Source organism: Halomonas sp. BN3-1 (assembly GCF_003056325.1).
GTDB lineage: Bacteria > Pseudomonadota > Gammaproteobacteria > Pseudomonadales > Halomonadaceae > Halomonas > Halomonas litopenaei.
The window spans coordinates 257,619-280,107 of the sequence record NZ_PYVV01000001.1 but is presented as its reverse complement, the minus strand read 5'-3'; the positions used below and the strand labels follow the sequence as shown (position 1 = coordinate 280,107).

The 22,489-nt window shown below is 65.5% G+C and carries 20 protein-coding genes; 4 read left to right on the top strand and 16 right to left on the bottom strand.

Annotated elements, in window-relative coordinates:
* Nucleotides 1-144 precede the first annotated feature (144 nt).
* Nucleotides 145-3,054 carry an ATP-binding protein gene (locus C9F12_RS01290; RefSeq protein ID WP_162816353.1) on the top strand — a complete coding sequence of 970 codons (2,910 nt, stop codon included), beginning with the start codon at nt 145-147 and terminating at the stop codon, nt 3,052-3,054.
* A gap of 52 nt (nt 3,055-3,106) precedes the next feature.
* Here the strand turns inward: C9F12_RS01290 and acpS are convergent, their stop codons facing one another.
* The 12 genes from acpS to rpoE form a co-directional block, all read right to left on the bottom strand.
* The gene (acpS, locus tag C9F12_RS01285; RefSeq protein WP_108132704.1) at nt 3,107-3,487 is read right to left on the bottom strand and encodes a holo-ACP synthase; all 381 of its coding nucleotides are present in this window, start codon (nt 3,485-3,487) and stop codon (nt 3,107-3,109) included.
* An 84-nt stretch (nt 3,488-3,571) separates the two neighbouring features.
* Nucleotides 3,572-4,375, bottom strand: coding sequence for a pyridoxine 5'-phosphate synthase (pdxJ, locus tag C9F12_RS01280; RefSeq protein WP_108132703.1), 804 nt, complete (start codon nt 4,373-4,375; stop codon nt 3,572-3,574).
* A 164-nt stretch (nt 4,376-4,539) separates the two neighbouring features.
* Nucleotides 4,540-5,238 carry a DNA repair protein RecO gene (recO, locus tag C9F12_RS01275; protein ID WP_108447697.1) on the bottom strand — a complete coding sequence of 233 codons (699 nt, stop codon included), beginning with the start codon at nt 5,236-5,238 and terminating at the stop codon, nt 4,540-4,542.
* A 79-nt stretch (nt 5,239-5,317) separates the two neighbouring features.
* A complete protein-coding gene (gene era / locus C9F12_RS01270; protein ID WP_045993485.1) occupies nt 5,318-6,217 on the bottom strand; it encodes a GTPase Era in 900 nt (299 codons plus the stop codon).
* On the bottom strand, nt 6,214-6,903 hold the full coding sequence (gene rnc, locus C9F12_RS01265) for a ribonuclease III (RefSeq protein ID WP_045993484.1): 690 nt from the start codon (nt 6,901-6,903) through the stop codon (nt 6,214-6,216). The genes era and rnc overlap by 4 nt, the downstream gene beginning before the upstream one ends.
* Nucleotides 6,904-6,960: 57 nt before the next feature.
* The gene (lepB, locus tag C9F12_RS01260) at nt 6,961-7,764 is read right to left on the bottom strand and encodes a signal peptidase I (RefSeq protein WP_108447696.1); all 804 of its coding nucleotides are present in this window, start codon (nt 7,762-7,764) and stop codon (nt 6,961-6,963) included.
* A 93-nt stretch (nt 7,765-7,857) separates the two neighbouring features.
* The gene (lepA, locus tag C9F12_RS01255) at nt 7,858-9,675 is read right to left on the bottom strand and encodes a translation elongation factor 4 (RefSeq protein ID WP_045993482.1); all 1,818 of its coding nucleotides are present in this window, start codon (nt 9,673-9,675) and stop codon (nt 7,858-7,860) included.
* A gap of 206 nt (nt 9,676-9,881) precedes the next feature.
* Nucleotides 9,882-11,303 (bottom strand): DegQ family serine endoprotease, encoded by a 1,422-nt coding sequence (locus C9F12_RS01250; RefSeq protein WP_108447695.1) that lies wholly within the window; start codon nt 11,301-11,303, stop codon nt 9,882-9,884.
* 167 nt (nt 11,304-11,470) lie between these two features.
* A complete protein-coding gene (locus C9F12_RS01245) occupies nt 11,471-11,896 on the bottom strand; it encodes a SoxR reducing system RseC family protein (RefSeq protein ID WP_108447694.1) in 426 nt (141 codons plus the stop codon).
* A complete protein-coding gene (locus C9F12_RS01240; protein ID WP_162816352.1) occupies nt 11,893-12,996 on the bottom strand; it encodes a MucB/RseB C-terminal domain-containing protein in 1,104 nt (367 codons plus the stop codon). The genes C9F12_RS01245 and C9F12_RS01240 overlap by 4 nt, the downstream gene beginning before the upstream one ends.
* A 91-nt stretch (nt 12,997-13,087) precedes the next feature.
* A complete protein-coding gene (locus C9F12_RS01235; RefSeq protein ID WP_045993479.1) occupies nt 13,088-13,828 on the bottom strand; it encodes a sigma-E factor negative regulatory protein in 741 nt (246 codons plus the stop codon).
* A gap of 276 nt (nt 13,829-14,104) precedes the next feature.
* Nucleotides 14,105-14,707 (bottom strand): RNA polymerase sigma factor RpoE, encoded by a 603-nt coding sequence (gene rpoE, locus C9F12_RS01230; RefSeq protein ID WP_108447692.1) that lies wholly within the window; start codon nt 14,705-14,707, stop codon nt 14,105-14,107.
* Between the two features lie 301 nt (nt 14,708-15,008).
* Here rpoE and C9F12_RS01225 point away from each other — a divergent pair, with 301 nt between their 5' ends.
* Complete coding sequence (locus tag C9F12_RS01225; protein WP_045993477.1) at nt 15,009-16,082, top strand: 3-deoxy-7-phosphoheptulonate synthase; 1,074 nt, start codon at nt 15,009-15,011, stop codon at nt 16,080-16,082.
* Nucleotides 16,083-16,263: 181 nt separating this feature from the next.
* On the opposite strand, the gene dinG is transcribed toward C9F12_RS01225, so the two are convergent.
* Nucleotides 16,264-18,411, bottom strand: coding sequence for an ATP-dependent DNA helicase DinG (gene dinG / locus C9F12_RS01220; RefSeq protein ID WP_108447691.1), 2,148 nt, complete (start codon nt 18,409-18,411; stop codon nt 16,264-16,266).
* 102 nt (nt 18,412-18,513) lie between these two features.
* The gene (gene rhlB / locus C9F12_RS01215; protein ID WP_045993475.1) at nt 18,514-19,788 is read right to left on the bottom strand and encodes an ATP-dependent RNA helicase RhlB; all 1,275 of its coding nucleotides are present in this window, start codon (nt 19,786-19,788) and stop codon (nt 18,514-18,516) included.
* A 214-nt stretch (nt 19,789-20,002) separates the two neighbouring features.
* Here rhlB and C9F12_RS01210 point away from each other — a divergent pair, with 214 nt between their 5' ends.
* Nucleotides 20,003-20,266: a hypothetical protein gene (locus C9F12_RS01210; protein ID WP_045993474.1), complete on the top strand. Its 264-nt coding sequence runs from the start codon at nt 20,003-20,005 to the stop codon at nt 20,264-20,266.
* Nucleotides 20,266-21,081, top strand: coding sequence for an exodeoxyribonuclease III (gene xthA / locus C9F12_RS01205; protein ID WP_108447690.1), 816 nt, complete (start codon nt 20,266-20,268; stop codon nt 21,079-21,081). Before C9F12_RS01210 ends, xthA begins: the two co-directional genes overlap by 1 nt.
* A gap of 148 nt (nt 21,082-21,229) precedes the next feature.
* On the opposite strand, the gene C9F12_RS01200 is transcribed toward xthA, so the two are convergent.
* Together C9F12_RS01200 and C9F12_RS01195 are read right to left on the bottom strand one after the other, a co-directional pair.
* Nucleotides 21,230-21,883, bottom strand: coding sequence for an SCO family protein (locus C9F12_RS01200; protein WP_345840251.1), 654 nt, complete (start codon nt 21,881-21,883; stop codon nt 21,230-21,232).
* Nucleotides 21,884-22,018: 135 nt separating this feature from the next.
* Nucleotides 22,019-22,456 (bottom strand): copper chaperone PCu(A)C, encoded by a 438-nt coding sequence (locus C9F12_RS01195; RefSeq protein ID WP_108447689.1) that lies wholly within the window; start codon nt 22,454-22,456, stop codon nt 22,019-22,021.
* Nucleotides 22,457-22,489: the final 33 nt, after the last annotated feature.

Sequence of the window (22,489 nt, the reverse complement as noted above, 5' to 3'; positions counted from 1 at the left end):
CGCCATTATATCGACGCCCCTCGCCACTGGACAGGCATGGTCCCATGGGGTGACATGGAGACGTACGAGGCGGCGGTGGCCGCTCTTCGTCCGCGCCTATTCCCGGCCAGGAACGCAGCGCCTATGAGTTTGAGAACACGGTTGATGCTAGCCCTCGTGGGGCTGCCGCTGCTGCTGCTGGGGCTGGCGATCAGTCTCGCCCTGTATCAGGACCATGGCCTGCGCGAGGCCGCCATGGAAGAAAACCTCTCTACCGCCACCCGGCTGGTGGCCCCGGAGATGGGCGAAGCCCTGTCGCTGGACGATATCGCCGGCGTTCAGGCGGCTGCCAATCGCCTGATGGATATTCCCAGCGTCCGTGCCCTGCGCCTGGTGCAGCAGGATCAGGTGGTGCTTGAACTCGGTCGGCTGCGGGCCGAAGCCCTGAACGTCGAGGCTCCCGGCCAGGGGCTGCTGACCCAGCACTATCGCCAGTGGGTATTGACGACGCCGATCACAGCGGTGGACGGCGCCTACCTGATCCTCGATATCGACGCCTCGCTGCTGCTGCTCGCCACCTACAGCGATATCGCCAGGGGCGCCATGATCCTGCTGGTCTGCGGCCTTCTGCTGTTTCTGGTGGCCTTCACCCTGGGCCGCCGCCTGACCCAGCCGCTGGATGACATCGCCCACCTGCTCGACCAGCTGGCCGCCGGTCGTCAGCCCCACCACCTGCCGCTGGACCACCCGCTGGAGCTGGCCGAGCTGGGGCGCCGGGTCAACGCCCTGATCGACCACCAGGCGCGGGCGCGCGAAGACCTGCAGCAGCAGATCGAACACGCCACCTCGGAACTTCAGGAGTCCATGGAGACCATCGAGGTGCAGAACATCGAGCTCGACATGGCCCATCGCCAGGCGGTGGAGGCCAACCGGGTCAAGTCGGAGTTTTTGGCCAACATGAGCCATGAGATCCGCACGCCGCTCAACGGCATCATCGGCTTCTGCCGGCTGCTGGGGCGCTCGTCGCTGGACCCGCGTCAGCGCGAGTGGCTCGACCAGGTGCAACGGGCCTGCGACAACCTGATGTCGCTGGTCAACGATGTGCTCGACTTCTCCAAGCTGGAAGCCGGTCGTCTGGTGCTGGAACAGGTGCCGGTGGACCTCCAGTCGCTGGTCGACGAGGTGCTGGGGCTGCAGGCGCCACTGGCCCAGCAGAAGGGCCTGCAGCTGCTCAGCCTGATCTATGACGACGTACCGGCGGAAATCACCGGTGATCCGCTGCGACTGCGCCAGATCATCACCAACCTGGTCAACAATGCCATCAAGTTCACCGACCGCGGCGAGATCATCGTGCGGGTCATGGTCGAACAGTCCCGCCACGAGCGCTTCACCCTGCGCATCAGCGTCAGCGATACCGGCATCGGCCTCAGTGACAGCCAGCAGCGACGGCTGTTCCAGGCCTTCCGCCAGGCCACCGCCGGACACAGTCGCCAGTACGGCGGCACCGGCCTGGGGCTGGCCATCTCGCGGCAGCTGATCGAGCAGATGGGCGGCACCATCGGCGTTGACAGCACCCTCGACCACGGCTCCACCTTCCACTTCACCCTGCCCCTGACCAGCACCGCAAGCCAGGTGCGTGCGCCCGAACTGGCGCTCGACCAGGCCTCGATCTTTGTCGAGGAACCCCACGGCCCCACCCGCAGGGCCCTTTTGCATATGCTCGAACAGTGGGACGCCCGGGTTGTGGCGAGCCCTCAGCAGGCTGCGCTGGCACTGGAAGCCATCGCCATCGAGGAGCTCGAAGAGGGCCGCATCGGCGAGCTGCGCGCACGACTCAGGCAGCGCAACTGCCCCACCCTGCTGTTGATCAATGCAGGACTTCCGGATGTGCCCGGACTGGGCCTGCCCGATGGCTCGAGCGTACTGTCCAAGCCGTTGGCTCGCCAGACCCTGGCGGAAGCGGTGGAGGGCGCCCTCGCCGGTACTCGCCACAGGCCGAGCCTGCCTGCACCGACGTCCCCGCCGGCGCTACCGTCTCGCCAGCCCTATGTGCCCGACGAGACGTCGACAGCGGCCCCGGCTGCACCGCCCCAGTGGAACAACTCGCAGACCCCACCGCCTTCGCCGGACACGCAAACCTCCATGGCCAGCCTGCTGATCGTCGATGACAGTGAGACCAACCGCCTGCTGCTGCGAGAACTGGTGGAAGGCCCGGAGCGGCGCGTGACCCTGGCCACCAGTGGGGAAGAAGCCCTGGCGCTGGCCCAGCAGCAGCTCTATGACATGGTAATGATGGATATTCGCATGGGTGGCATGGACGGTGTGGAGACGACCCAGGCGATCCGCCAACTCAGCCCCGCCTGGGCGAAGCGACCGATCATCGCGGTGACCGCCCACGTGCTGGAACACCAGCGCCGAGCGCTTCTGCAAAGCGGCATGGACGATGTGCTGATCAAGCCACTCGACACCGAGTGCCTCGACCGCCTGCTTAGAGAAAGGCTGGGCAGCGGCCTGACGGAGACGACCACGGCGCCGAACTCGCCGGTCACCGACAAGTATCGACAGGACGCCAGTGACGCTGATGACTCGGTCGAACCGGCCGTCCGAGACCAGGCCCATGGCAAGGAGCAAGGCAAGGAGCATGGCAAGAACCTTGGCAAGAACCTTGGCAAGGACCAGGGCCAGCCCCGTGACAACAGCGATGACCAGGGCAACGACCTGCCCGACATCGACATCGCCCTGGGCACCCGCCTGGCGGGTGGGCGCGAAGCGCTGGCCAGGCAATTGCTGGCGAGCCTGGGGGCATCGCTGGACGAGACCCGTCGAGAGATCGAGGCGGCGCTGGCGGCCGAGGACGAAGAGGCCCTGCTCGATACCATCCACGCCCTCAACGGTGCCTGCCGCTACTGCGGTGTGCCGCGCATGGCGCTGCTGGTGGAAACCCTCGAGACCCGACTTCGCTCACGCGGGATCGACGGGGTTCGTCCGCTGCTGCCCACCCTGGAGCAGGCCATGACCCAGGTCGAGCGCTGGCAGCAGGACAGCGGAGAAACCCCACTGAAGGGACCGGTTTAGCCGACGCGGACAACTGTCGCTCGCACTTCGGGCAGCCCCCCCCCCGCAACGATCAACGCCTTTCGAGCACCACGAAGGCCAGTGCCACATCGCTCTCGTCGCTGAGACTCAGGTGACAGGCGCCGACGCCCGCCTGGTCGGCCAGACGTAGCGCTTCCCCCGAGACCACCAGCTCCGGCCGCCCCAGGGGATCGTTGACCACCTGTATCTCGGTCCAGCGCATGCCGTGGCGAAGACCGGTGCCCAGTGCCTTGAGCCAGGCCTCCTTGGCGGCGAAGCGCTTGGCCAGAAAGGCCGAAGGCCGTGGCGCCTCGGTGTAGCGCTCGGCTTCCAGCGGCCCCAGGATGCGCTCGGCGAAGCGCGCGCCATGGCGCGCAATGGCCGCATCGAAGCGTTCGATCCGCGCGATATCGGTGCCGATGCCGAGGATCATGCCAGGGCTCCGACAGACCCGGTATTCCCTGGCAAGGTCCCGACAGACAGGCCTCCTCGAGCCGGCGCTGACATCGGCGACACTTCAGTGCTGATGGTCGTGCTCATGCTCGTGCTCTTGCTCAAATTCGTCGATGGCTGCGACCAGCCCCGCCTCGTAGCCGGCCAGCATCAGTCGCTTCATCTCTGCCACCGCCTCCTTGAGGCCGACGAACAGCGCCCGGGCGATGATGGCGTGACCGATATTGAGCTCGTTGAGGCCGGGGATGGCGGCGATGGCCTCGACGTTGTGGTAATGCAGGCCGTGACCGGCGTTGACGATCAGATCGAGCTCGACGCCCATTTCGGCAGCGGCCACGATGCGCTGGTACTCGCGAGCCCGATCGCTGTCGTTATCGGCCTCGGCGAAGGCGCCGGTGTGCAGCTCGATGGCCGGAGCACCGGCGCGCCTGGCGCTGGCGATCTGATCCGGATCGGGATCGATGAACAACGATACCTCTGCCCCCACGGCGGCCAGTCGGCGACAGGCGGCTTCGATGGCGTCGAACTGGCCGACCACGTCCAGGCCACCTTCGGTGGTCAGCTCCTCGCGCTTCTCCGGCACCAGACAAACGTGGGCCGGACGTACCTCTTCGGCCAGCGCCAGCATCTCCTCGGTCACGGCCATCTCGAGATTCATGCGGGTGTTGAGAACCTCGGCCAGCAGGCGCACGTCGCGTTCCTGGATATGACGGCGGTCCTCCCGCAGATGGACGGTGATGCCATCGGCGCCGGCTTCTTCGGCGACCAGGGCCGCCTGAATCGGGTCGGGATAGCGGGTACCGCGGGCCTGGCGCAGGGTCGCGATATGGTCGATGTTGACGCCGAGCAGCAGTCGAGGGGGATGCATCAAGGTTCTCCGTCATGGGGATGAAAGACGAGCCCTATGGTAGCACCGCCGACAGGCCGGCGGTCACCCGCGGCCGGGCGATATCAGAGCGACCATCAGCGCACGGGAGTGTCAGAGCGACTGATGAGAGCGATCGGCCATGGCGATATCAGCGCGCGGGAGCGTCAGAGCGACTGGCGGCGACGCTCGGCCATGGCGACCATCAGCGCACGGGAGCGCAGCGGCCGGTCGCCCAGCAGCGGCGCCAGGGCCGCACGCGATAGCGCCTTGGCCGGCCCCGCGAGCCCGGCCTCGCCCCAGTCGGCCCCGGCCAGCAGGCGCAGGGTGCGCCCGTCGATGCCGCGCTCTGCGACGACAAAGGCCCGACTGCCGGGCTCGAAGCGGTAGCGCCGCTGGGGATCCAGGCCGCCACCGTCGGGCGTGGTGAAACGCGGCGCGGCGTCCAGCGCATCGAGTAGCGCAAATTCGAGCCGACGCAGGGCCGCAGCGCGGGAGGCCGGCGTCGCCAACTCGTCCAGCGCCGAGGTGTAGAAGGCGAACACCTGCCCCACCGGCAACTCCACCGGCAGCAGGCGGGTCAGCAATTCGTTGGCGTAGAGACCGCACAGCAGCCCCTCGCCGGCGAGCATCGCCGCCGGGCCACGGGACTCGATCAATCGCAGCCGCTTGAGCTCGCGATCGCCCTGCCAGGTCAGGTGCAGGGGCGCGAACGGCTGCATCTGACTGCGCGAGCGACTACCGGGACGCTGCACGCCCTGGGCCACGGCGCGCACACGCCCGTGGCCCAGGGTCAGCAGTTCGACCAATGCACTGGTCTCGCGGTAGGGACGCTTGTGGAGCAGAAAGGCGGGCTGGGGCTGCATGGGGATCCCGACGTCGGGGCAACAGGATCACAACAGGACCATCGTCGTCGATGATCCTGCCGGGGCGCGGGGGAACGGCTCAGTCGAGGTCGTAGCCGAGGCTCTTGAGGGCGCGTTCGTCGTCGGACCAGCCACGCTTGACCTTGACCCACAGGTTGAGCATAACCTTCTTGTCCAGCGCCCGCTCCATATCCAGGCGTGCCTCGCGGCCGATCTTCTTGATGCGATCGCCGCTGTCGCCGATCAGGATCTTCTTCTGGCCCTGACGTTCGACCAGGATCAGCGCGCTGATGTGCACCACCCGGGCCTCGTCACGAAACTCCTCGATCTCGACGGTCATCTGATAAGGCAGCTCGTCGCCGAGCTGGCGCATGACCTTCTCGCGTACCATTTCGGCAGCCAGAAAACGCATGCTCTTGTCGGTGACCTGATCTTCCGGGAAGAAGTGGATACCCTCGGGCAGGTGCTTGTCGATCTCGGCCTCGAGCTCCGGCACATTGGTGCCGTGCTGGGCGGCGATCGGCACCACCGCGGCGAACTCGCGCTTGTTGCCGAGCTCGGCCAACCACGGCAGCAGGGTGGCCTTGTCCTGCAGGCGGTCCACCTTGTTGACCGCCAGGATCACCGGCGCCTCGACGTTGGCCAGGCGGTCCAGCACGATCTGGTCTTCCTCGGTCCAGCGGGTGCGGTCGACCAGAAAGACCACGCAGTCCACGTCCCGCAGGGCCTGCACCGCCGCCTGGTTCATGAAGCGGTTGATCGCCTTGTTGCGGTCCTTGCCGAGGATATGGATACCCGGGGTGTCGACGAAGATGGCCTGAGCGTCGCCTTCGGTCTTGATCCCCAGCACCTGGTGGCGGGTGGTCTGCGGCCGCCGCGAGGTGATCGAGATCTTCTGTCCGAGAATACGGTTCATCAGGGTGGACTTGCCGACATTGGGACGGCCGACAATGGCCACGAATCCACAGGTCTGACTCATGCGCTGACTCCCTTGGGATCGAGGCGTTGCAGGGCGCTTTCGGCGGCCATCTGTTCGGCGTGGCGGCGGCTGGCGCCGGTGCCGACGGTGTGTTCGTCGAGCATCTCGACGTGGCACTCCACGGTAAAGGTCTGGGCGTGGGCCTCGCCTTCCACCGAGGTCACCTCGTAGCGAGGCAGCGGTGCCTGCCGGGACTGCAGAAACTCCTGCAGGCGGGTCTTGGGGTCCTTCTGGGACTGCTTGAGGTCGATGCGCGCCAGGCGCTCCTCGAACCAGGCCAGCACCCGCGTGCGTACCGCGTCCATGCCGGCGTCCAGGTAGATGGCACCGATCACCGCCTCGACGGCGTCGGCGAGGATCGATTCACGCCGATGGCCGCCACTTTTCATCTCGCCGGAACCCAGGCGCAGGCATTCGCCAAAGCGCATCTCCCGGGCCAGCTCCGCCAGGGTCTGGCCCTTGACCAGGCGCGCCCTCAGGCGCGAAAGCTGGCCTTCACGGGCCTCGGGAAAGCGCTCGAACAGCGCCTCGGCGATGACAAAGTTGACGATCGAGTCACCCAGAAACTCGAGGCGTTCGTTGTTGCGCCCACCGAAGCTGCGGTGGGTCATGGCCAGTTCCAGCAGACTCGCGTCCTGGAATTCATGGCCGATGCGGCGACTGAAGGGGGTCAGGGAATTGCTCACGACGCTCCTGTTAACTCTTTGTGCTGACGATGGAAGAACCAAGCGGCGTTGAAGCGATCACGGGATCGTCCTCACGCTGGAAAAGCTCGGCAGTCCACCGTCCCAATGCATCCATACCGCGAAGGCCTTGCCGACGATGTTGGCTTCCGGGATAAAGCCCCAGTAGCGGCTGTCATTGGAGTGGTCCCGGTTGTCGCCCATGGCGAAGTACATGCCCTCGGGCACCACGACGTCGTGGACCAACGGGCCGCGATCGCGGGGATTATTGTAGATCTGATGCTGATGTTCGCCCAATTGCTCGGAGAACAGCAGCTCACCTGGCGCGCTCTCCGGAGCGTCGTCGAGCAGCGTCTTGGGCACCGGCTCGCCGTTGACGTAGAGCTGCTTGTCGACGTAGCGCAGGGTATCGCCGGGCAGTGCCACCACGCGCTTGATGAAATTCACCGCCGGGTCCTGGGGATAGCGGAAGACCATGACGTCACCCCGCTCCGGCTCGTTCAGATCGAGGATCTTGGTGTTGGCCACCGGCAGCCTCAGGCCATAGGTGAACTTGTTGACCAGGATGAAATCCCCGACCTCCAGCGTCGGACGCATGGAGCCTGACGGAATCTGAAACGGCTCCACCACGAAGCTTCTGAGCACCAGCACCACCAGCAGCACCGGAAAGAACGACTTGGCGTAGTCGACCGGCCAGGGGTCCTTGCGCGAAAGCTCCTGAGCGGACAGATCCACGCCTTCGGTGGTGCCGGTTTCGGCGGCTGCGGTGACGGCTTGACGCCGGGGGCGCCACCAGACCAGGTCGAGCAGCCAGATCAGACCGGTGACGGCGACCGCGATCACCAGCAGCAGGGAGAAGTCCATATCAGTGTTTCCAGGTGGCTTGTAAGTCGGTATCTGAGGGAGGGGCAAGCCGTCCCGGCGTCACACCGGGACGGATCGACCGCCGCTGGGGCATCAGTCGTTCACCTTGAGCACGGCGAGGAAGGCGTCCTGAGGGATCTCCACGCGACCGACCTGCTTCATGCGCTTCTTGCCGGCCTTCTGCTTCTCGAGCAGCTTCTTCTTGCGGGTCATGTCGCCGCCGTAGCACTTGGCGGTCACGTTCTTGCGCAGCGCCTTGACCGTGGAACGGGCCACGACCTGGCCACCGATGGCGGCCTGGATCGCCACGTCGAACATCTGACGCGGGATCAGCTCTTTCATCTTCTCGACCAGCACACGACCACGGCTGTGGGCGTGATCGCGATGGATGATCACCGCCAGGGCATCGACCCGGTCGCCGTTGATCAGCACGTCGAGGCGTACCAGCTTGGCCGCCTCGAAGCGCTCGAAGTTGTACTCGAGCGAAGCATAGCCCTTGGAGATGGACTTGAGCCGGTCGAAGAAGTCCATGACGACTTCGCTCATCGGCAATTCGTAGGTCAGCTGGATCTGGCTACCCAGGAACAGCATGTCCTTCTGGGTGCCGCGACGCAGCTCGCACTCGCTGATGACGTTGCCGACGAATTCCTGGGGCACCAGGATGCTGGCGCGCACGATGGGCTCGCGCATCTCCTCGACGTCGGCCATATCCGGCAGCTTGGACGGGTTGGAGACGTAGCTGACGTCACCGTTCTTCATCGCCAGTTCGTAGACCACCGTCGGCGCGGTGGTCAACAGGTCCAGGTCGTACTCGCGCTCCAGACGCTCCTGCACGATCTCCATGTGCAGGGTGCCGAGGAAGCCGACGCGGAAACCGAAGCCCAGGGCGTCGGAGTTTTCCGGCTCGTAGTCCAGCGAAGCGTCGTTGAGCGCCAGCTTCTCGAGCGCGTCGCGGAAGTCTTCGTAGTCGTCGGCGCTGACCGGGAACATGCCGGCATAGACCTGGGGCTTGACCTTCTGGAAGCCCGGCAACCGCTTGACGTCCGGCGTCTTGGCGTGGGAGATGGTATCCCCCACCGGAGCCCCCTGAATGTCCTTGATACCGGCCACCACGAAGCCCACTTCACCGGCGCGCAGGATGTCGGTCTCCTTGCGCAGCGGGGTGAAGATGCCGACCTCGTTGGCCTGCCAGTCACGTCCGGTGGACAGGATGCGAATCTTGTCGCCCTTCTTGAGCACGCCGTCGAAGATCCGTACCAGCGATACCACGCCCAGGTAGTTGTCGAACCAGGAGTCGATGATCAGCGCCTGCAGCGGCTTTTCGGGGTCGCCCTTGGGCGGCGGAATATCGCGCACCAGCCGCTCGAGCAGCGCATCGATGCCCAGACCGCTCTTGGCCGACACCTGACAGGCGTCGGTGGCGTCGAGACCGATGATCTCCTCGACCTCGTGGGCGACCTTGTCGGGGTCGGCCTGGGGCAGGTCCATCTTGTTGAGCACCGGCAACACTTCTAGCCCCTGCTCGATGGCGGTGTAGCAGTTGGCCACCGACTGGGCCTCGACACCTTGGGCGGCGTCCACGACCAGCAGTGCGCCCTCGCAGGCATACAGCGAGCGCGACACCTCGTAGGAGAAGTCGACGTGCCCCGGGGTATCGATGAAGTTGAGCTGGTAGGTCTCACCATCGTTGGCGTGGTAGTCCAGCGTCACCGACTGGGCCTTGATGGTGATGCCGCGCTCGCGTTCCAGATCCATGGAGTCCAGCACCTGATCCTTGAGCTCCCGCTCTGACAGGCCACCGCAACTCTGGATCAGGCGATCGGCCAGGGTGGACTTGCCATGGTCGATGTGAGCGATGATCGAGAAGTTACGTATATTATTGATTACCTTGCGGTTATCAGGATCAGACATGCAGGATGATTCCATCTTGAGAACGCACCGGACAGCGACAGGCTCGCCCTGCCCCGATGACGCGGAAAAAAAAGTTGGCGCTATTGTACCGGCATCCCCTGCCCCGCGCATCCCAAGCCGTTGCGGCGGCTCGATTCGATATCACAGGACGACAACGCCCGAGGGCCATGGCGGCCCTCGGGCGTCGTCGGTCAGCGGGACGCGCCTCAGTCGTCGGCCAGTCGCAGCGCCACGAACAACGAGCGACCATCACGGTACAGACGGACCGGCACCGCCTGATCGGCAGGCAGCTCACGCACCAGCTGGCTAAGCTGGCGACCGCTTCCCACCGCGACCTGGTTGACGCTGACAATGATATCGCCACGCCGGATACCGGAAGCCGCCGCCACGCCACGCGGATCGACGTCGCTGACCCGCACGCCGGCGTCGATGCCGTACTTGTCACGCTCGGCGTCGGACAGCGACTGCACCGCCAGACCCAGGCGTGCCGGCGACGCGCTGCCGGACGACTGACCGCTGCCACCGGCCAGTTCCTCGGGCCAGTCGCCAACGGTGACGCTGAGGGTCTTGCGATCCCCGGCGCGCAGCACGGTCAACTCGACCTCGCTGTCCGGAGCGACACGGCCGATCAACCGCGGCAGGTTGCTGGAGCGCTCCACCGTCTCGCCATTGACCGCGAGCACGATGTCACCGGCCTGGACGCCGTCACGCGCCGCCGGTCCGTCGGGATCGACGTCGGCGATCAGGGCACCCTCGGGGCGGTCCATGCCGAACGACTCGGCCAGGTCCTTGGACACCGGCTGAATCATCACACCGAGCCAGCCCCGGGTGACGTGACCTTCGCTTCGCAACTGGTCGGCGATGTCCATGGCGACATTGATCGGAATGGCGAAGGACAGCCCCATGAAGCCACCGCTACGGGTGAAGATCTGGGAGTTGATGCCGATCACCTCGCCGTCGAGGTTGAACAGCGGTCCACCGGAGTTACCCGGGTTGATCGCCACGTCGGTCTGGATGAAGGGCACATAGGCGTCACGCGGCAGGGTGCGGTTGATCGCCGAGATGATGCCTGCGGTGACCGAGTGATCGAAGCCGAACGGCGAACCGATGGCGGCCACCCACTCCCCCACCTTGAGGTCGTCGGAGTCACCCAGGGATAGCGTCGGCAGATCGCTGGCATCGACCTTCAGTACCGCCACGTCGGTCTTCTCGTCGGCCCCGACCAGCTCGGCCTTGAGGTCACGACGGTCATTGAGGCGCACCATGATCTCGTCGGCGCCCTCCACCACGTGGGCGTTGGTCATGATGTAGCCGTCCGCGTCGATGACGAAGCCGGAGCCCAGCGACTGACGTTCCTCGGTGCGACCACCGCCTCCGCCGGGCGGCACCGGGAAGCGATCACCGAAGAAATGACGGAAGATGTCGGGGATTTCCTGGCCACCGAAATCGCCGAAGGGCGTGGAGTAGCCCTCGGTGACCCGCGTCGTCGAGATGTTGACCACGCCGGGGGCGGCCTCTTCGACCAGTTCGGTAAAATCAGGAAGATCCCTGGCCAGGCTGGATTGGGCGACAACCATTCCCACCACCAGCGTCATCCACATGGACAGGGTGCGAGTCATTGGCTTCATGCAAGGCTCCTGCGTAAGACTCAGATAGGACTCAGAGTGCATCGAACGCAACCTCGAGGGTCGCTTCTTGTAGTACCGTCACGCCGCCAAAAGGTTCAGTCATTAGCGGGCAAAATAACGCGACAAGGGCCCGTGAAGTGTTCGGGATACGAGCTATCACAACGGGGCTACGACACCAAGGTGGGGCGATACGCCTCGGCGCGGCGGCGCAGATGCCGACGCAGCACCACGCCGCCAAGGGCCAGGCCCGCGATAAACACCAGCGGCAGCGACCAGTGATCCGGCGACTGCACGTTGACGGCAAGGGTCGCCCCCAGCGCCAACCACAGCGGCAGGCCGTAGACCAGCACGCTGGCGCGCACCAGGCTCGTCCGGGACAGGGCCAGGGTCACCGTCTGCCCGATGGCGGGACGCTGCTCGGTATCGATCTCGAGCTCACGCCGATCGTCGCTCCTGCGCAGCAGCCAACGCGCCCCGCAGCCGCCCCGAGCAGCGCAGCGCCCGCAGCCGCCGGTTGCCGCCAGCGCTACCCTGACCCCTGCGGTCGTCCAGCCCACCACTCGCGCCTCTGCGGTCGAGCAGTCGGTGCTCATGACGACGCTTCCTGATGGACATTGCTCACCGCCTCAGGGCGCGCACCATCGCTAACGCCCTGCGACTGCCCCTCGGCCAGTTCAAGGGTTTCGGCCACCTTGACCAGCACGCTGGGGGGCAGTTCGCCGACGGCCACCACCTGAAGCAACTGGCCTTCACGCTGCACTCGGCGCACCGCGGCGTGACTGGCACCCAGTCGATGGACACCCGGCCTTAGTACCCGTGAACCCGCTACCGGTTCGACGAACAGGCTGATGGTCGACAGGCCGTCGCTGTACAACTTGTGGCGGCGAGGCCCATCGCTGTCCGATGCCATCGCCATCAGCGGCTGGGCAACAAAGCCGCGAGGCAGCCAGCCTGCGCGCCAGTCGAGCCTGGCCGAGGACGGCGGCCGGCGCAGCTCCACCTTGCCGTCGTAGCGTTCCGGCGGCGTCATCGCCACCAATTGGAAGGTATCCAGCACCTGGCCCCGCTCGTCGATCAGGGTGCGCTTCAAGGGGATGGCGGTCTCGCGGTCGAGCCAGATGCGATAGCCGTAGCGCATGGCGTCAAGCGGCAACAGTTCCAGACGGATCGCGTGACGATTGGCGATGCGCTCCTCGCCGTCGAAGCGCAGCCGATAGAAGCGTGACAGGTGCTCGACCAGCGCCTGGGGAGAGGCCGGCGCCGCCCCCTGGCTATCACCGAGCTCGAAGCGAAAGGCGCCCCCCTCTCGCAGCAGCGAGCGACTGGGGCCATCGAGGAAGTGGAGGCGATCGCGCTCGACGCCCTGCTGGATGTCGCGGGCCACCGACAGCGTCACCACCTCTTCATCGACGATGCGAACGGCGCGCGCCTGATACTGGTAGCAATGGGAAGCCCAGACACTGCGCTCGAACCAGTCTCCCGGAGACTCGGGGGGTGACAAGGCGGTCAAGGCGCTGCAGTCGTAGACGCTCTGGATACTATTCGGGTCAGCTACCGAGTCAGCCGAGGCCTTGGCGTTCGCCGCTACGGCGTCGACACCAGGGTCGGCAACGGCCTGGGCGGGAAGAGAAAGACAGACAAGGGAAAGCGTCAGCCAGCCGGCCAACGCTGCAAGCGACCCCTGATGTGGCATAGAAATCATGTCCTGACAGGCACTGCTGAGAATGCGCTCGGCCCCTCAGGGCCGAGCAGATCATTGCTATCTCGATGCCAGATCGATCACCTCAACGGGCTTCCGCCGGGGTGCTGCGCAGCATCGGCATCCAGTTGTCGGCACTGCTGAAGGCCGCCCCCTGGGCATGACGATCGAGGTACGACTGCAACAACTGGGCCTGCGCCTGGTCACTGACCCGCGACTGCTGGGCAGATGGCGACAGCATCATCGGCGAGGCCACCTGGGCGCCGACGGTCATCAGGCCATTGCTGGAGCCTGTGCCGGACTGAAACATCGGCAGATCCATCAGCGAAGGCCGAGACGCCGCTACGCTGGCGAGCTCTGCACCTGGCACGGCGGACGCTGTCTGTGCTGCGCCGCTATTTACGCCGCCGCTTACGCCACCCGCAGCCCCGCTGCTGGCCACACCGGCACCGGAACCGTCGATGGAGCCATCGAAGGCGCCGTTGTAGAACTGAACCCCGCTGATCACCATCAACGAGACCGCCGCGGCAATACCGGCACCGCGTGCGAGCCCCATTCCGCCGCGTTTGGCGACCGCGCCGTCGGCGGGAGCCTCCATCTGCGGCGCAGGCTCATCCTCGAGGCGAGCCAGGATACCGGCGGACAGATCCACCGAGGGGTCACTATCGGTCTCGCGGCGCAGCGCGGCACGCATCAAATGGTAACGACGCCAGCTCTCGGCGCTGTCCTGGTCGCTCTCGAGCGACTTCAGCACTCGACGCAATTCCAGCTCGTCACCTTCATTGTCCATCAGGGCTGAAAGCGATTCCCGTGCGTTCAGACTCATTCTCCACACCTCATTTCGACGAAGCGTCGCGCCTCCAGCTCCATAGACCACCGGAGATGCGCCAGGTTCCGCCACCGATTCTCGGTTACTCGCCACCGGCTCGAGCGCCAGGTGACGACCGTCGTTGATTATTGCATCGGGCCGGTCACTGGGTAAGACGCCCAATCTGGCGAACAGTTCATCCCAATTTGAAAAAAATGGGGAATTCGGCAACAAAAGGGGTCGCCCTGCCTCACCCCTGCGCCCACGACCAGCTCGCAGGCTCGCGATAGCGAATCAGGAAAGTGACTCGGCGTTTCGCGAGGTCGTCATCAGCGGCTGAATATGTTGATCCACCGCCTCCCTGGCGCGAAAGATGCGCGAGCGCACGGTACCCACCGGGCACTGCATGACCTGGGCGATGTCTTCATAGGAAAGACCATCGAGTTCGCGCAGGGTGATGGCGGTGCGCAGGTCATCGGGAAGATTCTCGATCGCCTCGAATACCGCCGCCTCGAGCTGGTCCCTGGCGATGGACGCCTCCGGTGTCTCGATATCGGCCAGCCGGCCACTCATGTCGACGATCTCGGCGTCATTGATATCCAGATCGCTGCCCGGCGGACGACGCCCGCGGGACACCAGATGATTCTTGGCGGTGTTGATGGCGATGCGGTACATCCAGGTATAGAAGGCGCTCTCGGCGCGAAACTTGCCAAGCGCCCGGTAAGCCTTGATGAAGGCTTCCTGGGCCACGTCCTGCACCTCGGCATGGTCGCTGATATAGCGGCCGATCAGGCCCAGTATCTTGTGCTGGTACTTCTTGACCAGAAGGTCAAAGGCTCGGGTATCGCCCTTCTGCGCGCGCGCCACCAGCTGCTGGTCCGTTTCCTTGGGCGTCATGTCTCTCCTCCCCGACGATGTCGGGCTGACGACGCCGGACCCTCGGTCTGGCCCTTGGCAACAGGGTGCCACCTTTCGCCTGTCGGCGATGTATAGGTCATGGGTCTCGTCATGATAAAAGGCACAAGTGTTCCTGTTTCCTTGGCTCGCATCAAGCGTTCTCTGAGTGCATCTCTCGACGCCGCTCCGACATCGGGTGCGCGACAAGGTTCCCTCAGGCGATTGAATTTACCCCTCCCTCAAGGGATAGTAGAGCCACGCAGAAACGTCAGCGCTGACACGATACACACAGGTAGACCTCATGTCCGACAAGCAGGTGAACAACCTCAACGTCCTGGCCCAGGATGTTCTCGTCACTCCTGAGCAGTTGAAGCAGGAAATTCCTCTTTCTCCCGAGGCCGAGGCCACGGTGATCGAGGGCCGCAAGACCGTGCAGAACATCCTCGACGGCACCGATCCCAGGCTGCTGATGGTGGTGGGCCCCTGCTCGATCCACGATGTGGACGCCGCGCTGGACTACGCTCGTCGCCTGCGCCGCCTGGCCGACGAGGTGAAGGACAGCCTGTACATCGTGATGCGCGTCTACTTCGAGAAGCCGCGCACCACCGTGGGCTGGAAGGGCCTGATCAACGACCCCCACCTGAACGGCTCCTTCGAGATCGAGGAAGGCCTGCACATCGCCCGTCGCCTGCTGGTGGAGCTCTCCGAGCTGGGCCTGCCGCTGGCCACCGAGGCACTCGACCCGATCTCGCCCCAGTATCTGCAGGACTGCATCAGCTGGTCGGCCATCGGCGCCCGCACCACCGAGTCCCAGACCCACCGCGAGATGTCCTCCGGCCTGTCATGCCCGGTGGGCTTCAAGAACGGCACCGACGGCAGCCTCGACGTGGCCGTCAATGCGCTGCAGTCGGTCGCTCACCCGCACAACTTCCTGGGCATCGACCAGCAGGGCCAGGTGGCGATCATCCGCACCCGTGGCAACGCCTATGCTCACGTGGTGCTGCGCGGGGGTAACGGCAAGCCGAACTACGACAGCGTGAGCGTAGCGCTGGCCGAGCAGGAGCTGAAGAAGGCCGGGGTCAAGCCCAACATCATGATCGACTGCTCCCACGCCAACTCCAACAAGGACGCCGCCCTGCAGCCGCTGGTGCTCGACAACGTCACCCACCAGATTCTCGACGGCAACCGTTCGATCATCGGCCTGATGGTCGAGTCCAACATCGGCTGGGGCAACCAGAAGATCACCGAGGACCTGAGCGAAATGGCCTACGGCGTCTCCGTGACCGACGCCTGCATCGACTGGGACACCACCGTGGAGGCCTTCCGCAGCATGAACGAACGCCTGGCCCCGGAGCTGGCAAAGCGGGTGAATTGATTCGTCCCTGGTGCGGGACAAGGGGCTGAAAGGCCCCGACGCCAGGCGCCAGCGGCGCCATCATCCCCAGCGCCAGCGACGCCTGCAGAAGCAACGCCCACGACAGCAAGGAGCCCGCCAAGTTGGCGGGCTCCTTGTTTTTGGCCGGTGTATCACGCCTGCTCGCGAGGCGCGGCTTCCCTCAGCCGGCCTGGCTTACGCCGTCGATCTCGCGCACGAAGGGCGGTAATGCGTCGAGCAGCGCGCGGCCGTAGCGGCGAGTCAGCACGCGGCGATCCAGCAAGGTGATGCGGCCACGGTCGGCCTCCTTGCGGATCAACCGACCACAGGCCTGGACCAGCTTGATCGAGGCATCCGGCACGCTGATGCGCATGAACGGGTTGCCGCCCTGGCTCTCGATCCACTCCGCCAACGTCGCTCCCACCGGGTCGTCCGGCACGGCGAACGGCAGCCGCGTGATCACCACATGGGTCAGGTAGTCGCCGGGCAGGTCGATGCCCTCCGCGAAGCTCGCCAGACCGAACAGGATGCTGCCCTCGCCGGCGTCGATACGCTGGCGATGGCGGCTGACCAGCTCGCGCTTGGGCAGACGGTCCTGGGCCAGCACTCGCTCTCGACGCTCCCGCGACAGGGCCTTCTCCACCCCGCGCAGCTGGGCCCGGGACGAGAACAGCACCAGCACCGCTTCCTTGTCGTCGAGAGCCTCGACGAAGTCGACGATGGCCCGCTCGTGGCCGTCACGGTCGGCGGGGTCCACCGCCTCCCGGGGCACGCTGAGCACCGCTCGGGAATAGTCGAAGGGACTCGGCAGACGCTGGTAGCGATAGCGGTTGGCCAGCCCCGCCCTCTCCTGCAGGCGCTCGAAACGGCCCAGGGCGGTCAGGGTGGCCGAGGTCACCACAGCGCCGTGACAGCGCCCCCACAACGAACGCGCCAGGGTATGGGCGGCAGATACCGGGCTGGCCGAGAAGATCAGCTCGGGCTCGCCCTGGAAGCGCTCCAGGGTCAGCCAGCGTGCCCGCGGCGGCGCGTCCGCCGGATCGCCCTCGGCAAAGGCCTGCCACAGGGCGTGGGCCTCCAGCGCCCGGCCGTGCAGCAGCGCCAGCAGCGGCAGCCAGGCCTCGGCCTGCTCCCGGGCAAGGCCGGTGGATTTCTCCGGGTCCAGGCTCTCGCGCAGGATGTCGGTCATCGACTCGAGCAGACGGCAGAGCTCGGCGAAGGGCACCACCAGCGCCTCGGCCTGGGCCCGCAGGGCCTCGGGCACACGCCCCATCTCGAAGCGGTGCTGAGCACCGTCCTCGTCGTCGTTGAGCCCATGGGGCCGCTCGGCCAGCTGGTGGCCCAGCGCAAACACCTCGCCCAGGCGTGGCTCCAGCGCTTCCATCGCGGTGGGCAGTGCGCCCAGCAGTCGCGCCAGGGTCGGCTGCACGCCCAGGGCCGTATTCAGCTCGGTCAAGGAGCCCCTGAGGTTTCTCAGCCAGCGCAGCCCGCCGCCCACGCTGAAGCGATGGGTAAAGTGGGAGATCGCCTTGTCCGGCAGGTGGTGGCCCTCGTCGAAGACGTAGATACAGTCGGCAGGGTCGGGCAGCACCAGGCCGCCGCCGAGCGCCAGATCCGCCAGCACCAGATCATGGTTGGCGACGATGACGTCGGCCTGATCCAGGTCGCGCCGAGCACGAAAGAAGGCACAGGCACCGAAGTGCCCGCAGCGGCGATTGGTGCACTGGCGGTGATCCACCGTCAGTCGCCGCCAATGGCCGTCGTCAATGGCCTCGCCCCAGCTATCGCGATCCCCTTCCCAGCGACCGTTGCCATAGGCGTCTCCCATGGCAGCCACCAGCGCCTTGAAGTCATCGCCGGTGGCGGCGTCCAGGCTCTGCTCGAACAGCGACAGGGTCGGGTTTTCCTCGGCGCCGTCCATGGCCGCGTCGAGCTTGGCCACGCACACGTAGCGCCCGCGCCCCTTGGCCAGGGCAAAGTCGAAGGACAATCCGCTGTGGGCCTTCAGCGACGGCAGGTCCTGGTGCAGCACCTGCTCCTGCAGCGCCACCGTGGCGGTGGCCAGCACCAGGCGCTTGCCGCGCGCCTTGGCCACCGGCAACGCCGCCAGCAGGTAGGCCAGGGTCTTGCCGGTACCTGTGCCCGCCTCCAGCACGCAGACGTGCTCGTCGCTCACCCGCTTGCCATCCTCGTCGGTCTCGATGCCGGCCAGGGTGCGGGAGATCTCGGCGATCATCAGTCGCTGGCCGTAGCGCGGGGTCAGCTCCAGCGCCTCCAGCACCCGACGATAGGCGCTTTGAATCTCGCTCTTGAGGGCGTCGTCTAGCATGGCGGGTCCACGACAATTGAGAAAAAGGACAGGGGGAAGAGACGCAAAGGGCCGGCGCTGGGCCGGCCCTGACTGCGTACAAGCGTCAAACGCCTGACGGGCTTACAGAAGCCCTTCCGGCGGATGCTCGCAGGGCAGCTTGTCGCCGATGAAGCGCTCGATTTCGGGCAGCGAGAAGGCGTCTTCTTCACCCACGAAGCTGATCGACACGCCCTTGGCGCCGGCACGGCCGGTGCGCCCGATGCGGTGGACGTAGTCCTCCGGATCCTCGGGCAGGGTGTAGTTGATCACGTGGCTGACGTCCTCGATATGGATGCCACGGCCGGCCACGTCGGTGGCCACCAGCACCTGAATCTCGCCCTCGCGGAACTGCTCCAGGGTGCGGATGCGCTGGTTCTGCGGCACATCGCCGGACAGCATGGCCACATTGATGTCGGCCTTCTTCAGCAGCTCCAGCAGCTTGCGCACCAGATCGCGGCGATTGCCGAACACCATCACCCGGTCGAACGACTCCTGCTGCAGCAGGTTGACCAGCAGTCGCTGCTTGTCTTCGTCGCCCACCATGTACACCCGCTGATCGATATCGGCGGCGTTATCCACGGTGACCGCGATCTCGACGTGGGCCGGCTGATGGGTCCACTGGCTGGCCAGGTTGAGGATGTCCTCGGTGAAGGTCGCGGAGAACAGGAAGGTCTGCCGCTCTTCGGTCTTCGGCGTGTAGCGGATGATGCGCTTGACGTCGGGAATGAAGCCCATCGACAGCATGCGATCGGCCTCGTCCAGCACCAGCACCTCGACCTGACCGAGGTCGATGTCTCGCTTCTGCTGGAAGTCCAGAAGGCGGCCCGGAGTGGCCACCAGGATATCGACGTTGCCGGCAAGCCCCTCGCGCTGCTTCTGGTAGTCCATGCCACCGACGACGCTGGTCACCTTGAGCGAGGTGAAGCGCGCCAGGGCCTTGGCGTCCTTCTCGATCTGCAAGGCAAGCTCGCGGGTCGGCGCCACGATCAGTGCGCGCGGCGTCCCCGGCTTCTGGCCATCCGGCACCTCCTCCTCGAGGAAGTAGGCCATCATGGAAATCAGGAAGGCGGCGGTCTTGCCGGTACCGGTCTGGGCCTTGCCCACCACGTCTCCACCCATCAGGGTGTGGGTGAGGGCCTCGGCCTGAATCGGCGTGCAGTACTCGAACCCGAGCGCATGGATGGCGCGCATCAGCGGCAGCGGCAGATCGAAGTCGTGGAACCGCCACTTGCCCGCCACGGCGGGCACCTGAAACTGGCGCAGATCCCAGTTGGACTGGCGGCGCCTCGGCTTGCGGCGACGACGCTTGGGCTTGCGGCTCTCGGCCGGTGCGGTGGTCTGTTCCGACTCGCTCATAGGCTGTGCTGTGTGTCCGTCTCGAAGAGAAGTTGAAGGAAAGCGGAAAGCGTCGAGGCAACGGCACAGGGCCCCCTCGAGTTTCCTCAAGCCGGGTATTGTACCAGCGTCTGGCCGTTTGGGCTTGCCCGATGCGCATCGAATCGTGTCTAGCGGCTGTCCTGGCGGCCCCGCACTGATAGAATGTGCCCATTGAATACAGGAGCCCCGCGTCATGACACGCCGCAAGAAGACCCGTTCCCTGGCCGACAAGGTGACCATCCGTACCGGTCGGCGCAAGGACTACAAGCAGTGGCGCCACGAAAATCCCGATGAGGTCACCTCATCACGGCGCTTCTCCGCCAAGAAGCGCCAGCAGCGCAAGGCCCAGGCCGCACGCCGGCTGGAGCGCATGCGCGCCGCCCCGTCGATCGAGATTCACCCCGAAGGCAAGGGGCCGGACAGCAGTAACAGCGACAGCAACAAGGGAGAGCAGTAATGCGCCTGGTGTGCTTCAACATCAACGGCATCCGCGCACGCCTGCACCAGCTCGAGGCGCTGATCGCCTCCCACCAGCCCGACCTGATCGGTTTGCAGGAAACCAAGGTCCAGGACAGTGAATTCCCCCGCGAGGCGGTGGAAGCCATGGGCTACCAGGTGCACTTCCATGGCCAGAAGGGTCACTACGGCGTCGCCATGCTGACCCGCGAGGCCCCGGAGGAGGTTCGCTATGGCTTTCCCGACGACGGTGAAGACGCCCAGCGCCGCATGATCGGCGTGCGTCTGCGCGCCGCCGACGGCGAGCCTGTATGGGTCTACAACGGCTATTTCCCCCAGGGCGAGAACATCGAGCACCCGACCAAGTTTCCCCACAAGCGCGCCTTCTACGCCCAGCTCCAGCGCCTGCTCGACGAGGACCACTCCCCCAGCGAACGCCTGGCGGTGATGGGCGACTTCAACATCTCGCCCGCCGACATCGATATCGGCATCGGCGAGGCCAACCGCAAGCGCTGGCTGCGCGAAGGCAAGACCAGCTTTCAGCCGATCGAGCGCGAATGGCTGGATGGCATCAAGGCCTGGGGCCTCGAGGACAGCTATCGCCGCCTCTACCCCGAGGTGGACGATCGTTTCAGCTGGTTCGACTATCGCTCGAAGGGCTTCGATCGCGAACCCAAGCGGGGCCTTCGCATCGACCATATCCTGACCACGGCATCGCTGTCCGAGCGCGTCACCGACGCCGGCATCGACTACGACCTGCGCGCCATGGAAAAACCCTCGGACCACGCCCCGGTGTGGACCGAACTGGATCTTTAGAACTTCACAACACCACGCGCGGCACCAGAGACTGCATCAAGCTGCCACGCAGCGAGGCGTGAAGGCGCGTTACCATCGAGACGCGAAAGGGCCACTTCAGGTGGCCCTTTGCTTTTCCAGCTGCATTTTTGCAAGAAGATGGGGACCTCTACCCCTTCTCCACCAGCCTTCGGATGTCTGCGGCGATGGAGTCCACCGGGTCGGTGTCGCGCATCAACAGACGGGCGTCGCCGCCTGAATCGAAGGCGAAGATGGCGCTGGAATGGTCGACGTCGTAGCTGCCGTCGGCCTCGGGTTCGCCCAGACGATAGCTGACGCGGTAGCGGTTGGTGACCGCGTCGAGTGCCGCCTTGTCGCCGGTAAGACCGATAAACCGCGGTCCGAAGGCTTCGGTATAGGCGTCGAGCACCTCGGGGCTGTCGCGCTCGGGATCCACCGAGACGAACAGCACCCGGACGGCGTCTCTGGTCGGCTCGTCGAGTTCACGGATCGCCGCTGACAAGCGCGCCAGCGCGGTGGGACAGACGTCCGGGCAGTGGGTGAAGCCGAAGTAGACCAGTGTCGTCTTGCCGGCGTAGTCACCCTCATCGACCTGCTGGCCGTTCTCGTCGATCAGTTCGAAGTCCAGCGCCGGCATGGCGTCGGAGATGTCGGTGCCACGCCAGTTGACGTCCTCGCAGCCGGCAAGGGCAAACAGCGCAGCCGTCAGCAGCAGTGCCGCACCAGCCCTGGCGACTGCCTGGCTCGCACCAGCCCCCCTTCTCTGCACCCTGCCATTGCCGCCGGTCCTGCCCTGTCGCATTGCCAACCTCGTCGCTTTCAATTCATGGGCCGTTGTCTCGGCTCTAGTTTGCAGCCCCTGCTCCCGACACCGTTCTCTCGACATCACTTTGCCGACCTAACTGTCTCAGCTGTCTCAGCTGTCTCAAGAGCGTCGTTACAGCGCTGCCGGCGAGACCACCTCGAAGGTCGTCTCGATGCGCTCGTCCCCTTCGAGGATCAGGCGGACCTCGACTTCATCGCCAATGTTCAGCGACTGTTGCGGCTTCATGAACATCAGGTGATAATCCTGGGGGGCGAACTCGCGGGTCTCGCCGGGGGGCACTTCGAAGCGCTCGACGCCGTGCATCATGGCCATGCCGCCTTTCTCCATGCTCATGTGCAGCTCCACCGAGGCGTAGGCGTCGGTCTCTGCTCCAACCACCGCTGCCGGCTCGTCGCCCGCATTGTAGAGCTTGAAGTAACCGGCACCGGGGCGGTCGCCGGGCAGCATGCGCAGCCTTGCGTCGCTGATCTCTAGCTCGGCGGCAAGCACCGGGGTAGTCGCCAGCAGCGACAGCAATCCGGCAACCAGGGTGCCCTTGAACATGCGCATGAAAACGTCTCCTTGAGAAAGTGCCGGCACGAG

Coding starts and splice junctions, on each gene's coding strand:
- C9F12_RS01240 (WP_162816352.1), bottom strand. CDS start 12,996: ATGCCACATCAGGGGTCGCTTGCAGCGTTGGCCGGCTGGCTGACGCTT.
- era (WP_045993485.1), bottom strand. CDS start 6,217: ATGAGTCAGACCTGTGGATTCGTGGCCATTGTCGGCCGTCCCAATGTC.
- C9F12_RS01245 (WP_108447694.1), bottom strand. CDS start 11,896: ATGAGCACCGACTGCTCGACCGCAGAGGCGCGAGTGGTGGGCTGGACG.
- acpS (WP_108132704.1), bottom strand. CDS start 3,487: ATGATCCTCGGCATCGGCACCGATATCGCGCGGATCGAACGCTTCGAT.
- C9F12_RS01290 (WP_162816353.1), top strand. CDS start 145: ATGCTAGCCCTCGTGGGGCTGCCGCTGCTGCTGCTGGGGCTGGCGATC.
- xthA (WP_108447690.1), top strand. CDS start 20,266: ATGCGCCTGGTGTGCTTCAACATCAACGGCATCCGCGCACGCCTGCAC.
- lepA (WP_045993482.1), bottom strand. CDS start 9,675: ATGTCTGATCCTGATAACCGCAAGGTAATCAATAATATACGTAACTTC.
- pdxJ (WP_108132703.1), bottom strand. CDS start 4,375: ATGCATCCCCCTCGACTGCTGCTCGGCGTCAACATCGACCATATCGCG.
- C9F12_RS01200 (WP_345840251.1), bottom strand. CDS start 21,883: ATGCGACAGGGCAGGACCGGCGGCAATGGCAGGGTGCAGAGAAGGGGG.
- dinG (WP_108447691.1), bottom strand. CDS start 18,411: ATGCTAGACGACGCCCTCAAGAGCGAGATTCAAAGCGCCTATCGTCGG.
- C9F12_RS01225 (WP_045993477.1), top strand. CDS start 15,009: ATGTCCGACAAGCAGGTGAACAACCTCAACGTCCTGGCCCAGGATGTT.
- lepB (WP_108447696.1), bottom strand. CDS start 7,764: ATGGACTTCTCCCTGCTGCTGGTGATCGCGGTCGCCGTCACCGGTCTG.
- rhlB (WP_045993475.1), bottom strand. CDS start 19,788: ATGAGCGAGTCGGAACAGACCACCGCACCGGCCGAGAGCCGCAAGCCC.
- C9F12_RS01210 (WP_045993474.1), top strand. CDS start 20,003: ATGACACGCCGCAAGAAGACCCGTTCCCTGGCCGACAAGGTGACCATC.
- rpoE (WP_108447692.1), bottom strand. CDS start 14,707: ATGACGCCCAAGGAAACGGACCAGCAGCTGGTGGCGCGCGCGCAGAAG.
- C9F12_RS01250 (WP_108447695.1), bottom strand. CDS start 11,303: ATGAAGCCAATGACTCGCACCCTGTCCATGTGGATGACGCTGGTGGTG.
- C9F12_RS01195 (WP_108447689.1), bottom strand. CDS start 22,456: ATGCGCATGTTCAAGGGCACCCTGGTTGCCGGATTGCTGTCGCTGCTG.
- recO (WP_108447697.1), bottom strand. CDS start 5,238: ATGCAGCCCCAGCCCGCCTTTCTGCTCCACAAGCGTCCCTACCGCGAG.
- C9F12_RS01235 (WP_045993479.1), bottom strand. CDS start 13,828: ATGAGTCTGAACGCACGGGAATCGCTTTCAGCCCTGATGGACAATGAA.